The 15,113-nt window shown below is 45.8% G+C and carries 10 protein-coding genes; 6 read left to right on the forward strand and 4 right to left on the reverse strand.

Going from position 1 to position 15,113, the window contains the following annotated elements; translation table 11 throughout:
- The first annotated feature begins 146 nt into the window (after positions 1–146).
- A complete protein-coding gene (gene lacZ, locus D1614_RS18030) occupies positions 147–3,302 on the forward strand; it encodes a beta-galactosidase, LacZ type (RefSeq protein WP_162304554.1) in 3,156 nt (1,051 codons plus the stop codon).
- A gap of 43 nt (positions 3,303–3,345) precedes the next feature.
- A complete protein-coding gene (locus D1614_RS18035; RefSeq protein ID WP_119439377.1) occupies positions 3,346–5,655 on the forward strand; it encodes a glycoside hydrolase family 20 protein in 2,310 nt (769 codons plus the stop codon).
- A 359-nt stretch (positions 5,656–6,014) separates the two neighbouring features.
- Here D1614_RS18035 and D1614_RS18040 read toward each other — a convergent pair whose 3' ends face one another.
- From D1614_RS18040 to D1614_RS18055, 4 genes are all read right to left on the reverse strand, one after another.
- The gene (locus D1614_RS18040) at positions 6,015–7,220 is read right to left on the reverse strand and encodes a sodium ion-translocating decarboxylase subunit beta (RefSeq protein WP_119439378.1); all 1,206 of its coding nucleotides are present in this window, start codon (positions 7,218–7,220) and stop codon (positions 6,015–6,017) included.
- A 12-nt stretch (positions 7,221–7,232) separates the two neighbouring features.
- On the reverse strand, positions 7,233–9,131 hold the full coding sequence (locus D1614_RS18045) for a biotin/lipoyl-containing protein (RefSeq protein WP_119439379.1): 1,899 nt from the start codon (positions 9,129–9,131) through the stop codon (positions 7,233–7,235).
- Between the two features lie 35 nt (positions 9,132–9,166).
- Positions 9,167–9,415 (reverse strand): OadG family protein, encoded by a 249-nt coding sequence (locus D1614_RS18050; RefSeq protein ID WP_119439380.1) that lies wholly within the window; start codon positions 9,413–9,415, stop codon positions 9,167–9,169.
- 519 nt (positions 9,416–9,934) lie between these two features.
- Positions 9,935–10,387, reverse strand: a complete 453-nt coding sequence (locus D1614_RS18055) for an Hsp20/alpha crystallin family protein (protein WP_119439381.1) — start codon at positions 10,385–10,387, stop codon at positions 9,935–9,937.
- A 477-nt stretch (positions 10,388–10,864) separates the two neighbouring features.
- Here D1614_RS18055 and D1614_RS18060 point away from each other — a divergent pair, with 477 nt between their 5' ends.
- From D1614_RS18060 to D1614_RS18080, 4 genes are all read left to right on the forward strand, one after another.
- Positions 10,865–11,416: a helix-turn-helix domain-containing protein gene (locus D1614_RS18060; RefSeq protein WP_162304555.1), complete on the forward strand. Its 552-nt coding sequence runs from the start codon at positions 10,865–10,867 to the stop codon at positions 11,414–11,416.
- A 341-nt stretch (positions 11,417–11,757) separates the two neighbouring features.
- On the forward strand, positions 11,758–13,713 hold the full coding sequence (locus tag D1614_RS18070; RefSeq protein WP_119439384.1) for a DUF4914 family protein: 1,956 nt from the start codon (positions 11,758–11,760) through the stop codon (positions 13,711–13,713).
- A complete protein-coding gene (locus D1614_RS18075; RefSeq protein WP_119439385.1) occupies positions 13,682–14,158 on the forward strand; it encodes an AIR carboxylase family protein in 477 nt (158 codons plus the stop codon). The genes D1614_RS18070 and D1614_RS18075 overlap by 32 nt, the downstream gene beginning before the upstream one ends.
- The gene (locus D1614_RS18080) at positions 14,148–15,110 is read left to right on the forward strand and encodes an L-threonylcarbamoyladenylate synthase (protein WP_119439386.1); all 963 of its coding nucleotides are present in this window, start codon (positions 14,148–14,150) and stop codon (positions 15,108–15,110) included. Before D1614_RS18075 ends, D1614_RS18080 begins: the two co-directional genes overlap by 11 nt.
- Positions 15,111–15,113 lie beyond the last annotated feature (3 nt).

The following is a 15,113-nucleotide window of genomic DNA, read 5'->3' on the forward strand; positions in this document are numbered from 1 at the left end:
TATTGACTTTTGATCAATAATTTACCGGATGTGAATACAGATCAGTCAAAATTTCATTATCGACACCTTTCGTGTAATTTTAGAATATGTATCTTAGCGAAAAATTAATTCAAGAACTAATTACTTTTAAAAAAATTTCAAATCTAATGAAGTTCATCTTAATTACCGTTGTAGCAACAATCCTTGCATTAACCAGCATCTCTCATGCGCAAACTCCCGACTGGGAAAATCCGGCCATGTTTGATCAGAACAAAGAAAAACCGCACGCAACACTGATGCCGTTTCGCACGGTTGACGAAGCGTTGACACAAAAGAAACACCAGTCTGTTTATTACCAGACCTTAAGTGGAACCTGGAAATTTAATTGGGTCAGGAAGCCTGCCGACCGCCCTGTTGATTTCTTCAAACCGGAATACAGCGTTGCCGACTGGAACGACATTCCTGTTCCGTCGAACTGGGAACTATTGGGCTATGGAATTCCAATTTACGTAAACCACCAATATGAATTTGCTGACCACAAGGCACCGGTTTCGAAAGAAATTCAGTTCATTGAGAATCTTTATCCGGCCAATCCCGGACAGGTACCCACCGATTACAACCCGGTAGGCTCGTACCGCCGCACTTTTACGGTTCCGGAAAGTTGGGACGGTCGCCGTGTTTTCATCCAGTTTGGAGCCGTAAAATCAGCTTTCTATATCTGGATTAACGGCGAAAAAGTAGGTTACAGCCAGGGAAGTAAAACACCGGCAGAATGGGACATTACCGACTACCTGAAAAAAGGTGAAAACATAGTAGCCCTGGAAGTTTACCGCTGGTCTGACGGATCGTACCTCGAATGCCAGGATTTCTGGCGCATCAGCGGAATTGAACGCGACGTATTTTTATACTCTACTCCACAGGTCAGAGTGCGCGACTTTTTTGCCAAAGCCGATCTTGACACCGATTACAAAAACGGAAAACTCAGCCTTGATGTGGACCTAAAAAACCAGGTTTCCAAACTTCGTTCAGGAAACTACAAGGTGAGTTACCAGATTTTTGACGCCCGCAACCATGAAGTTGCCTCAGATGAAGCAGAAGCAAAGATCAACCGCAAAGAAGAACTGTCGCTTACCTTCAATAAAGAAATTGAAAACCCGCTGAAATGGACAGCAGAAACGCCGAATCTGTATTCGTTGGTCATCAGTTTAAAAAACAGCGAAGACAAAACCGTTGAAGTGGTAACGTCTAAAATTGGCTTCCGGAAAATTGAAATAAAAGATGCCATCTTTTACATCAACGGAGTTTCGGTAGCCATTAAAGGGGTTAACCGTCACGAACACGAACAATACAAAGGACATGTGGTTAGTGAAGAAGCGATGATCCGCGAAATTGCATTAATGAAACAATACAATATTAATGCGGTACGCACCAGCCATTATCCTCACGACGAACGGTTTTACGATTTGTGCGATCAATACGGTTTGTACATTACCGACGAAGCCAACATCGAATCGCACGGAATGTACTACGGCGAACATTCACTGGCTAAAAAACCGGAATGGACCGCAGCTCACGTTGACCGTAACATGCGCATGGTAGAACGCGACAAAAATCATCCGAGTGTGATCGTTTGGTCGATGGGCAACGAAGCCGGCGATGGTGAAGTTTTCACCGAAGTATTTAAAAGCATCAAAGAACGCGACCCTTCGCGCCCTATTCACTACGAACGTGCGATTATGGGGCCCAACACCGAAATTTTCTGTCCGCAGTACCCCGGTGTTCAGTCGCTGATCAACTACAAAAAGAAAAAACAACCGCTGCCGTTTATCTCCAGCGAATACTCGCACGCCATGGGCAACAGCAACGGTAACCTGGCCGACCTGTGGGATGTTTTCAACGAAGACCGCAACGACCAGCTTCAGGGTGGCTACATCTGGGACTGGATCGATCAGGCACTGGTAAAAAAAGCTGCTGACGGAACTGAATTCTGGGCTTACGGCGGCGACTACGGAGAAAACATGCCAACCGATTACAACTTTGTTTGCAACGGAATTATTTCTGCCGACTACACGCCTCACCCGGCCATGCAGGAAGTAAAATATGCGTACCAGTACGTTCTTTTCGATAAAACAGAAAAAGGCTACCGGGTAACCAACTACCATGATTTTATTGATCTGAGCGACTACGAAATTACGTGGACCATTTCAGACAACGGAATCAAAAAGTTTGGCGGAACGTTTGAGAACCTCAACCTGAAACCCGGTGAAAGTCAAATTCTGAATTTCCCGGTACCCGCCATGGCTTTGCTTCCCGGCATTGAGCGTTTTGTTGATTTTTCAGTAAAACTGAAAGTGGACAAACCTTTCCGCCCGGCCGGATTTGAAGTGGCTCACGAGCAGTTCAAAATGGAAGGAGAATATGCGCAGCCTGCTGCTTCTGCTGAAGTTGGAACGTTGAACATCGTTGAAAATGAACAGGTAATTAAAATTGAAGGCGAAAATTTTGTGGCTGAATTCGACCGCGTATTGGGCGCACTTTCTTCTTATGAAGTAAACGGTGTTGCATTGATTCAGAAAGGTCCGCAAATTAATTTCTGGCGTCCCCTGAACGACAACGATAAAGGAAGCAACATGCTGGGCCGCCTTGGTATTTGGCGCGAAGTTTCGCGCAATCTAAGTGCGCCGTCAGTAAAATTAACACAGGCAGACAACGGAGTTGTAATCGTACAGACAAAATATCAGCTAGACAAAGCAGAGTCGAATGCAGAAATTACCTATACTGTTTATGCGAATGGACTTTTAGACATCCGGACTAGTTTTAATACTGAAAGAAACGACCTTCCTGACCTGCCACGTTTTGGCGTTCGCTGGGAAATGCCGGTGAATTTCGATAACCTGAAATATTATGGCCGCGGCCCGAACGAAAACTACATAGACCGCAACCGCAGCGCTTTTGTGGGAATTTACGAAAGCAAGGTAGCCGATCAGTATTTCAAATATGTGCGCCCGCAGGAAAACGGCTACAAAACCGATGCCCGCTGGTTTGAGCTGAGAAACGAAAACGGCGTGGGTCTGAAAATTACCGGCGCTCCAACGGTTGGCTTCTCAACCCTGCACAATCCGATCGAGGATTTTGACATGGAAGATAAAAACGATTACCGCCACACCAACGACATTGTTAAAAAAGACGGTGTTTTCATTACCACCGACCTGAAACAAATGGGGGTAGCCGGCGATAACTCATGGGGCGCCAAACCAATGAAAAAGTACAGCATTCCTGCCCAGGACTACGAATTCAGCTTTACAATACAGCCTGTTTTTTAGTAATTTTAGGGAAGGAAAAGCAATTGTCAAAATAAGTAAAGAGATGAAGAAACTTGTATCACTGTTGTTCCTGGCTGTTTTCAGCCTGGGACTTTCCGCCCAAACAGTTGATGTAATTCCGCAACCGGCAAAGGTGGTTGCGCAGGATGGCCATTTTACGCTGACACCCTCCACAAAAATTCTTTTCAACATTACCAATGCTGAAGGGAAAGAATTTGTGGCGCAGGCGCAGGATCTGTTCATGGATGCCACCGGGTTTAAACCCGAAGTTGTTTCCGTATCGGGCCCTGCCATTCCGGGAAATATCCTGGTTCAGCTTAACAATCCGTTAAATGCTCTCACGGGTACGGAAGGCTATTTGCTAAGAGTAGAGAAAGACCGTGTATTTCTGAATGCCAACACTACAGCCGGTTTGTATTATGGTGTGCAAACGCTTTGGCAAATGCTCACTGCCGGCGACGGAAAAACCATTCCCTGTGTGGACATCACTGACTATCCCCGCCTCAGCTGGCGTGGAATGATGCTCGATGTATCACGCCACTATTTTCCGGTGGAGTTTATCTACCGGTACATCGACTACCTGGCCATGCACAAAATGAATGTTTTTCACTGGCATTTGGTAGACGATCAGGGGTGGCGAATCGAAATCAAAAAATACCCGAAGCTGACCGAAATTGGCGCTTTTCGTGCTGACCGCGAAAACCTGGACTGGAATTCAAGAAAAGCACCGGTAAAAGAGGATGAACCGAAGTACGGCGGCTTTTACACCCAGGAACAAATTAAGTCGGTAGTGGAATATGCCCGCCAAAAACACGTTACGGTGGTGCCCGAGATCGAAATGCCGGCGCATGCAATGGCAGCACTGGCAGCTTATCCCGAGTTATCGTGCACGGGCGAATACCAGCCGGTTCCGTCGGGCGGAGTATGGCCCATCACTCATATTTTTTGTGCCGGGAAAGAACAAACCTTTAACGTTCTGGAAGATATTCTGAAAGAAGTGATGGATCTTTTCCCGTCCACATTTATTCACATTGGCGGCGACGAAGCCACCAAAACCGAATGGGAAAAATGTGAGCTTTGCCAAAAGAGGATGAAAGACGAACAACTGGCCGACGAACACGAACTTCAGGCGTATTTTATCAAGCGCATCGAAAAATTCCTGAACAGCTATGGCAGACAACTCATTGGCTGGGACGAAATTCTGGAGGGAGGTTTGAATCCTTCGGCAACCATTATGTCGTGGAGAGGAACCGCCCCCGGTATTGAAGCAGCCAAAGCCGGCCATGATGTGGTAATGTCGCCAACCGGTTATTGTTATTTCGATTACTACCAGGGCGACCCTTCGCTCGAACCTAAAGCTTTTGGCGGTAACATTACATTGAAAAAGGTCTACAGCTTTGATCCCGTGCCCGAGGAACTCACCGCCGAAGAAGGCAAGCACATTATCGGAGTGCAGGCGAATTTATGGACAGAACACATTCCAACACCGGAACATGCAGAATACATGATCCTGCCGCGAATGACTGCTCTTTCAGAAGTTGCCTGGTCGCCCAAAGATGCCAAAGACTGGGGCAGTTTTTCAAAACGCATGGAAAGCCAGTACAAACGCTTTGAGAAAGCAGATGCAAATTATGCCACCAGCGCTTTCCAGGTGAAAGGTTCTCCCGAGTTAAATCCGGAAAACCGTTCAGTAAAAGTAACGCTGTCAACCGAAGCGTGGCAACCCGAAATCCGCTACACAACGGATGGTTCGGAGCCCGGAGTAAATTCAGAAAAATACGCCGGCCCTTTTGAAATTCAAAAAACGACAACCGTAAAAGCAGTGGTGGTCAAGGATGGTCAAACCATGTCAAAACCCCTGTCTTCCACTTTTTACATGCACAAGGCCATTGCCTGCCGGGCAAGCATGAAGTTTCCAAACAGCAAGTACTACAACTCCACCGGAGAATATGCGCTGGTTGACGGGATTAAAGGCTCATCGAACCACGGCGACGGCCACTGGAAAGGATTTAACGGCGACGACCTGGTAGCTACCCTTGACCTGGGAAAAGAAACTTCTTTTTCGGAAGTTACCATTGGCACACTGCAAAATGCCGGAGCATGGATCTTCTACCCTACTGAAGTTACGGTAGAAAGCTCAAACGATGGCCTCACCTTCAGGAAAGTAGGATCAGTGAAAAACAAGGTAAATGCTATGGACGGTGCCAATCAGATCAAAGACATTACGGTGAAGAAAAAGGCTTCTGCCCGCTTTGTTCGCGTTACCGTTAAAAACCTTGGTACCTGCCCGCAAGGACATGCCGGCGAAGGAAAACCAGCCTGGTTATTTGTGGATGAAATCTCAGTAGAATAAAATAGGAGCAAAAGCAAATTTATAGTTTCTGTTAAGTTATTGAATGAAGGAAAAATGGGATCGCCGGACGGTGGTCCCATTTTTTGTGTGTGTACTTTCGGCAATGAAGTATTGCCCAAAAGTAAAACATTACTGTTCTGTACTTGATGAAAACAGAACGCTAATGACACCGACTTTGACAGATACTCACAGACAAAACAGCGAAAATCAGTTGAATCTGAGTTATCAGTGTTCTGTTTGATTTAAATTTCATAGAAGCAAATTTCATACAGAGCATGCCAGCCGTATCACAAAAAAAGCGGGAACACCTTGCGATGCCCCCGTTTTTCATTCTATTATAACTATAAACTGCATGAAGCTCATTGCAAAAACGATATCAGAACACCGGCTGCAACGGCAGATCCGATCACACCCGAAATATTGCTGGCCATGCAATACTGCAAAATGTGGTTCTTTTTATCGTACTTCAAAGCCAGCTCGTTGGCAACACGCGAGGCCATCGGAACGGCACTTAAACCGGTTGCTCCCACAAGCGGGTTGATCTTCTTTTTAGAGAAGGTATTGTAAATTTTCACCGCCAGAATTCCGCCGGCAATGGAAATGGCAAAGGCCACAAAACCACCTACCACAATGCCAATGGTTTTGGCCGAAAGGAACACTTCCGAGGTCATCGTGGCGCCAACGGTCAGCCCCAAAAAGATGGTAGCTGTGTTCATGATCGGCCCCTGCGCCGCATCAGCCAAACGACTGGTAGATGAACCAATTTCCTTGATCAGGTTTCCAAAAAGCAACATTCCCAGCAGCGGCACCGACGACGGAACCATAATGGCCGCCAGCGTTCCCAAAGCGATCGGGAAAATGATCTTGGCTGCTTTCAGGTTCTTGATCTCGTATTTGGCCGGATATTTCCTATCCATCTCTTTCATGTTGATTGTAAACTCCTTCTTGGAAATCAGCAATTTTGCCACTAAGGGAATGATCACCGGTACCAGCGCCATGTACGAATACGCAGCAATGGCTATCGGTCCGAGCAAATGCGGAGCCAGTTTAATGGTAGTATAGATCGCGGTAGGTCCGTCGGCACCTCCGATAATCCCCAGCGAAGCCGCTTCTTTTGCAGTAAAACCAACCGCCACAGCACCCAGGAGAATCGAAAAAATCCCGATCTGTGCGGCAGCTCCAAACAAAGCCAGCTTCAGGTTACGAAGCATCGGTCCAAAATCCGTCAGCACACCCACGCCCATAAAAATAATGGGGGGCAGCAAACCCGTTTTGATCAGCGAATAATACAGGTAATTCATGATCCCGTATTCATGCGCAATCTCAAAAAGGTTCATATAGCGTCCTCCTTCCAGCTCAATCAGCTGGGCATCCACAACTCCCATTTGTCCTCCCGGAAAGTTGGCCAGCAAAACCCCAAAAGCAATGGGAACCAGCAACAAAGGTTCGTAGCCTTTTTTAATTCCGAGATAGAGCAAAACAAAAGCTATCGCCCACATGATCAGTGTTTGCCAGGTTATATCACCCAGCGCTGTCATGTTAAACAGTTCTCTCAATATTTCCATACGAATGTGTGCTTAAGCCAGTTGAATCAATACATCGTCTTCCTCAACCGTGTCACCGTTGGCTTTCATAATCCCAACTACTTTTCCGTCTTTCTCGGCAACAATGGCGTTGTAGGTTTTCATCGATTCAATGTAACAAACCAAATCCCCTTCTTTTACGGTATCCCCTACTTTCAGCGGCGTTTCCGATGTATCTTTTGTCAGCATGAATTTCCCTTCCAGCGGAGCCAGCACATCAAATGCTTCGGCCACAGCAGTTGCTACCGGAGCTTCTTTTGCCGCGGGAGCCATCTTACTTTTACCATTGCCATTGCCGTTTGTGGACGTTTCAGCAACAATGTCGCCATAAGAGACACCTACTTTAAATTTCTCGCCGTTGATATCGATGATCATCGACTTGGGCTCGCAATTACCAACCGGTACTTCCACCTTTTCGGGCTTCGCTTCTTTGGCAGCTTTTTGTGCAGCCAGATCAGCTTCAAAATCAGCTTTGGCTTTTCCCGATTTGTACGCACGGTACTGCTCCGGGTGCATTGCCAGTTCCAGCAATTCTTCGTCGTCTTGTCCGAAATCCCAGTTGTTTTCTTTCATTTCCTGTTTGAAAACGTCCAGGTTATCCGGATACAGATCCTGTGGAACGCCGGTATAGAATTCTTTTCCGTTGGCTTTGGCCAGCTTGATAATCTCCGGATCCAGTTCTCCTGGCAGCTGACCTGACTTACCAACGATCATATCCCAGATATTGTCCGCGATCATACTCCAGCGCTCGCGGCCTTTTATCAACTGAATAACATTCATCAAAGCCAGGTTCTTCACGTACTGGCTAAAAGGAGTTACCAGTGGCGGATAGCCCAGTTTAGGCCAAATGTATTCCACTTCATTAAACAGCTTGATTAGAAGATCATCCTGAGTTAAAGTTGGTTTATTATTTTTTACGAGCCATTTATTCAGGCTTTCAAGATTGTTCCCGAGGTCAGCCATCAAACTTCCCATCATTCCGCCCGGAAGACCTGAACCGATCAGCAGCGAGTTCATGTGACGGTTCTTCGGGTCGATATAGTAACCCAGAAAATCATCGATAAATTCCTGTGTCAGCGAACGTACTTCCATGTACGCTTTCATATTGATGTCTTTTACAGCGTATCCAGCGTCTTTCAACATTCCCTGAACTGCCAGCACATCGGCATGGCCGGTACCCCAAGAAAGTGGTTCCATGGCCACATCCACATAATCAACACCTGCCCGCGCAGCTTCCAGGATACTTGCCATGGAGAAGCCAGGCCCCGAGTGACCGTGGTACTGAACAATGGTTTTTGGATGTGCCGATTTAATATTTTTGATGATTTTACCGATAAACGCCGGGCGACCAATACCCGCCATGTCTTTTACACAAATCTCGTCGGCGCCCATTTCAATCAGCTGGTTGGCCAGTTTGATGTAATACTCCACCGTGTGTACTTCCGAAATGGTCAGACTCAAAGCAGCCTGCGCAATCATGCCGCCTTCCTTGGCAAATTTGATCGAGTTTTCAAGGTTACGCGGGTCGTTCAATCCACAAAAAGAGCGCGCAATATCGGTTCCCTGCAGTTTCTTTACTTTAAACATCAGTTTTCGCACGTCGGCCGGAACCGGGCTCATACGAATGGCATTCAGTGCACGCTCAAGCATGTGAGTCTGAATACCGGCATCGTTGAACGGCTGTGTCCAGCGGCGGTTTGCCACGTTTGGGTTTTCGCCAAACAACAGGTTAATCTGTTCAAAGCCACCACCATTGGTTTCGACCCTGTCGAAACATCCCATATCGATAATCGCCGGAGCTACTTTTTCCAACTGATCTACCCGGGGAACATATTTCCCCGATGACTGCCACATATCGCGGTACAGCAAACTAAATTTAATCTCTCTCTTCATTACAGTCAAAATTTTGGTTTTTATTGGATTTCGGGTTATTCGTCGATCTTCTCTACCGAAGAAACTTTGCCTTTGCCACGGGTAACCACGTCGACCGCAGAAACGATGGCGGCCAGTTTTGCAGGCTCAATCCCCCGGGAAGTCGAAGTTTTTCCCGGCTGATTCGAAACTACAGCAAAAGTATTGGTAATCCGGATGATAACGTTGCCGAGTACCACTACCATAATCAGCATAAAAAACACGGTACCCATGCCGGTCAGCATTAATTGTATTGCGTCGGTCATTTTGGTTCTTATTAAATTGAAAGGCGCAAATTTATGCTTATTCACGAATTGCGTCGAAAATACAATTATGAAATGAAAGCAAACTTTGACAATTTCTTACATTTTGAAAGCCGTTATCGCAAAACGGTCCACAATTTATTTTTATAAATTCCTGCAACATATGCAGTTATGCAGATACTTACTTTCTGAAAATTCAAGAAACTGTTCTTCAACATATTCTTAAGATACTTAACATTCGGAGCACCAAAAGCACAAATGTGCTTAACATAAAACCTCAAAATTATCTTCCGAAGACCTATTTACAACACAAAACGAGTATCCAAATTCCATCAGGGCAGCATCTAAAAATAAAACACCCGAAAGTTTATCGAAACAAAAAACAAACCGTCTATAGTTCTGATCTTTCGGGCTCTCAGCACTCTTGCATTTTATCTCTCCATGTACACCGAAAGCTTAAATCCTTTTTTGGGAAATCTTTCAAGCCAAAAAAAAGGGAGTGAAAACTCACTCCCTTCTGCCCTATGAAATTTTAATTTCCCTGGCCGGCTTTGGTTTCACTTCTTCGCGTTTAGGCAATTTCACGTGAAGGATGCCATTGTCGTAATTCGCCGTTATCTTTTCGGCGTTAATCACATTTTCCGGCACAGTAAACGATCGTTGAAACGATTGATAACTAAACTCACGGCGTGTTACCACCTTCCCTTCTTTCTCTTCTTTTTCATCTTTCTTTTCCGAAGAAATGGTCAACCGGCCATTGTCATAATTTAGTTTAAAGTCCTTTTTATCCATCCCCGGAGCAGCCACATCAATCTGGAACTCGTCTTTGTTCTCCACCACGTTTACTGCAGGCAGGGTCGAATCTGTTCCTGCAAAATTCCGGGAATTCCAATCCATCAGGTTTCCTTCAAAAAACTTGTCTAAGAACGAAGGAAGCGATGAATAATCACTGTTGAATAATCTTGGTAGTGCCATAATTTATTCCTCCATCTTTTAATTAGACATTCAATTAATTTTTACACCCTGATAAAAACAAAGCCGGTGCCAGACCGCCTTCCAATTTCTAGCCTGTTTCTTCATTTTTCTGATTCACAATCGCTTATAAAAACAACTAAAACTCCAGCCAAAAAACAAGCACTAACTAACTCTGAAAGAATGACATAAACTAATATTATCAAAGTGATTTTTTGACATTTTTCATGAAATTCTGACACCAAACAAAAGTGAAAACCGAAAGCAAAACAATTTCACAGCCCAATAAAAAACCGGAAACCAAATGCAACAATCAATCACAAAAGTTAAGTATTACTTCATTAATTAAATTATATCTTTGTCGCAGTTACCTGAAGTTGGATGAAATGAGCAGCCGTAATTTCATCATAATATACCAGGCAAAGCGATTACCGGTCAGTTGACAAACAGATGAAACCTGATAAGGAAACGATCAGTCAGATGAAAAGAATAGGAGAAAGAATAAAAAGAAAAAGGGAACAGTTTAACTTTCAGCTAAACGAATTAGCCGAAAAAGTTGGTATCAGCCCCAGCGCCCTTTCGCAAATCGAAAAGGCCAAGTCATTTCCTTCCATTATTACGCTAAAAGCCATCGCCGAGAACCTCCATACAACGGTGGGCGAACTTATCGGCGAAAACGACTCGCTGGCCAACAATCCGGTAGTACACAAGGCTGACATTAAGTTTATTGAACAAAACAAGTCGGGAGCGATGTTCTATCTTTTGTCGCAACACGACACCAGTAAACAGATGGACACCTACCTTGTACGGTTCTCAAAAGCATCGGCTATTGATGGTTTTTTCGCCAACGCGTTCGGGCAAATATTTTCATATGTTCTTTCGGGCGAAGTTCGATTCGATTTAGACGGCAAGAGTTTCATTCTGAAACCCGGCGACAATATTTACTTCAATGCAAAGTCACAATTTAACGCCATAAACCACTTCGATGGCATAAGCGAAATTCTCTGGATACAATCTCCTCCCCATTTTTAACTTTTCGTTATCAAATTAAGGACTGCTTCATTAATTAAGTAGCAAAGAATTATCTTTGCCGCTGTAATTATTAAAGCAATGGCAAAATATTCTGCATTCTTTCGATACAGAACCCACTCCTTCACAAACGATGCCGTTTACCAAAAACAGGCATCGCTTCAAAAGTATGGTTTTCCGGAGCCGGAGAAGCCAGCCTTGTTGCAGGAGCATTTTCCAACTTTTCATGGCCATTCAACCACAAATTACCAACAAATTAAACAATGCGTAAAAATCAAAAATGAGCCGGTAATGTGTGGAAGCGTTTTAAAATTACAGAATAACCTTTTTAGAAATACCCAATTATGAATGACTTACTTTCTGTTTTAAAAAGCAAAAACATTATCGTTCCGGATAATATTGCTCAACTACTGAATGAGTGCAAAAGCTACACAGTATTCAATACCACTGAAGAGTTGGCCGAAGCCTCTACCAACGGAAAAGAAAACGCAGAATTTGAGGTGGAGTACGACGTCCCCGGAAAAGGCCCTTATGTGGAAGCCATTGTTCAACGGGTAAAAAACGGAATCTCGGCCAATTATACCGAGGCCTATATGCGCCGCCGCGATCCCGAAACCATGGTGATTGCCGACGACAAGCCAACCGATAAAAAACGTTTTACTGACAAATACGGTTACCCCTTCTCCAACTTGCAGGATGAAACCTTTGAGTGGCTGAAAGGACAAGACCTGGCTGTTTTCTTCTACTTTGCCGGAAGGGTCAACATCGGCTCTCTGGGCATTGCCATTGCTCCGGCCAACGCAGCTTTCTTTGCGCTGGGATTATCCATGCTCCAGGAAATGGTGGCAGTTGACGAGCTAAAAGACAACGCCGAACTAAAATCGGTAATTTTTGTAGCGCCGGTTTTCAGGCATACTCATTTTAACGGAAAACAAGTGGTTGTTCACAACCGTACCGAATCCATTCACGAACTTTATTCCTACAATTTATACCCGGGGCCAAGTGCCAAAAAAGGGCTGTACGGCGTAATGCTTACGCAGGCTGAAAAAGAAGACTGGATTATTGCGCACTGTTCTGCAGTTCAATCCGTGAGTCCGTACGACAATATAACCACCTTTATGCACGAAGGTGCCAGCGGTGGCGGAAAGAGCGAGATGCACCAGCACATCATCCGCGAAACCGACGGGCGTGTACTCATTGGGCGCAATTTAATAAACGCTGAAGAAAGGTTTATTACCATTCCGCGCTTCTGTTCTTTTAACGCGGTAGCCGACGACATGGCGTTCTGCCATCCTTCGGTTCAGAAAAAGGACGGCAAACTTCGGATTATTGATGCAGAGAATGCCTGGTTTGTTCGCGTCGACAGCGTAAAACAATACGGAGATGATCCTTCGCTGGAAAAAACGACGATTAATCCATCGAGCCCGCTTTTGTTTTTAAACATCGAAACCAACCCGGGCGCTACGGCCTTGATCTGGGAGCACATTCAGGATGAACCCGGAAAAGCGTGCCCCAACCCGCGCGTCATCATTCCGCGCAAATCGGTTCCCAACGTAATAAACAGACCTGCGCCGGTCGATATCCGCAGCTTTGGGATACGGACACCCGTTTGCACCAAAGAAAATCCGTCGTACGGAATTATCGGTCTGTTCCATGTTCTTCCGCCGGCTTTGGCCTGGTTGTGGAGACTCGTTGCGCCACGCGGGCACAACAACCCCAGCATCGTTAGCTCGGGAGGCATGCAAAGCGAGGGCGTAGGCTCTTACTGGCCTTTTGCCACCGGGAAACGCGTTATTCACGCCAACATGCTGCTTAAACAAATAATTGACACACCGCGTACTACGTTTACGCTGGTTCCGAACCAGAACATCGGAGTGTGGCAGGTAGGCTTCAAGCCCCAGTTGCTCATGCGCGAATACCTTACCCGAAGAGGCGCGGCACAGCTTCGTACCGACCAATACCAGCCGGCACGTTGTCCGCTGTTGGGGTATGAGTTGAATTACCTCACCCTCGAAGGGTCCAAAATACCTTCCAGGTTCCTAAAAGTGTACAACCAGCAGGAAGTTGGCACTGAAGGCTACGATGCCGGAGCTGAAATACTGAAAGAGTTTTTCAGAACCGAATTGCAGAAATACTTAAAATCCGACTTGCTGCATACCGGGAAACGCATTATTGATGCCTGTTTGTCGAACGCATCGATTGATGAATACAACGACATTGTTCCCATGAGTTTCCAATACGAATATTCATTTAATAAAATAGAAGACTATGAGCAAAGTAGTAATAATAATGGGTTCTAAAGCCGACCTTGAATGGGCGCAGAAAATAAGCACGGCTTTACAAAACCTGGCAATCGATTCTGTTTTAAGGATAGCATCGGCGCATAAAGTGCCTTTGAAGTGCTACAACCTGATCAAAGAATACGAAAAAGAAAACGTGGTGTTTATCACCATCGCCGGTATGAGCAATGCGCTGAGTGGTTTTACCGATGCACAAACACATTGCCCGGTAATTGCCTGTCCGCCTTACAGCGACAAGTTTGCAGGAGCCGATTTGTACTCAAGCATCCGGATGCCTTCGGGCGTTGCGCCGCTAACCGTGCTAAGTCCTGAAAATGCAGCCCTGGCTGCCGCCAAAATCATAGGTTTGTCGAACCCAAAAGTTCAAAAGGCCATTGTCGATTTTCAGGATAAAAAAAGAAAAGAGCTGGAGGAGGCCGATAATAATCTGGCACATGACAAATAACAACATGAGCAAAGCAGCCCAAATCATCCAGCAAGGTGGTCTGGTTGCTTTTCCTACCGAAACAGTATATGGATTGGGTGCCAATGCGCTCGATCCTTATGCTGTTGCTAAAATATTCGCGCTAAAGGAACGGCCTTCGTTTGATCCGCTGATTGTTCACATCGCGTCGTTCGACGACCTTGAACAGCTAACCAGCGGAACGGGCGAAAACGTACTGCGTCTGGCCAAGCATTTCTGGCCCGGCCCGCTAACCATTGTTCTGCCCAAAAGCGATAAAGTACCCGATATTGTAACTTCCGGACTGCCGACGGTTGGGATTCGCATGCCCGACAACCCAACGGCACTGGAGCTGATCAGAACCTCGGGCTGCCCCATAGCTGCCCCGAGCGCCAATAAATTCGGACAACTGAGCCCGGTTAGCGCTTCGCATGTAAAAAAACAGCTACCCGACGTGGATTACGTACTCGATGGCGGAGCCACTTCGGTGGGGATCGAATCGACTATTGTTTCCATCGAAGGCAATACCTGCCAGTTGCTGCGACCGGGTTTTATTACGCAGGAAGACATTGAGCAGGCATTCCCCGGCACCTTTGTTTTCAACCAGTCGAAACCTGAAAAACTGGTTTCGCCGGGCTTGTTAAAAAGTCATTATTCCCCCAAAAAGCCTTTGTATATTTTAAGCGAAGCGGGGAAATCCCTGCCCGAAGCATCGGGGCTCATTTTACACAGTGTCGCAAACAGTGCTCACACAGCCGGCAAAGTGATCTACACATCGCAAACCGGAAACCTGGTGGAAGTGGCCGCCAATTTGTTTGCCGCCCTGCATACAATGGAAGAAGATGCCCATGTGAAAAACATTTTTATAGAACCGGTTGTTGAAAAGGGGTTAGGCATGGCAATAATGGATCGCGTTAAGAAAGCCGCCTATCAATACAATAATCATACGAACTAAAAG

Source organism: Maribellus luteus (assembly GCF_003576475.1).
In the GTDB taxonomy this organism is placed as follows: Bacteria; Bacteroidota; Bacteroidia; order Bacteroidales; family Prolixibacteraceae; genus Draconibacterium; species Draconibacterium luteum.

Coding starts and splice junctions, on each gene's coding strand:
- lacZ (WP_162304554.1), top strand. CDS start 147: ATGAAGTTCATCTTAATTACCGTTGTAGCAACAATCCTTGCATTAACC.
- D1614_RS18035 (WP_119439377.1), top strand. CDS start 3,346: ATGAAGAAACTTGTATCACTGTTGTTCCTGGCTGTTTTCAGCCTGGGA.
- D1614_RS18040 (WP_119439378.1), bottom strand. CDS start 7,220: ATGGAAATATTGAGAGAACTGTTTAACATGACAGCGCTGGGTGATATA.
- D1614_RS18045 (WP_119439379.1), bottom strand. CDS start 9,131: ATGAAGAGAGAGATTAAATTTAGTTTGCTGTACCGCGATATGTGGCAG.
- D1614_RS18050 (WP_119439380.1), bottom strand. CDS start 9,415: ATGACCGACGCAATACAATTAATGCTGACCGGCATGGGTACCGTGTTT.
- D1614_RS18055 (WP_119439381.1), bottom strand. CDS start 10,387: ATGGCACTACCAAGATTATTCAACAGTGATTATTCATCGCTTCCTTCG.
- D1614_RS18060 (WP_162304555.1), top strand. CDS start 10,865: ATGAAAAGAATAGGAGAAAGAATAAAAAGAAAAAGGGAACAGTTTAAC.
- D1614_RS18070 (WP_119439384.1), top strand. CDS start 11,758: ATGAATGACTTACTTTCTGTTTTAAAAAGCAAAAACATTATCGTTCCG.
- D1614_RS18075 (WP_119439385.1), top strand. CDS start 13,682: ATGAGCAAAGTAGTAATAATAATGGGTTCTAAAGCCGACCTTGAATGG.
- D1614_RS18080 (WP_119439386.1), top strand. CDS start 14,148: ATGACAAATAACAACATGAGCAAAGCAGCCCAAATCATCCAGCAAGGT.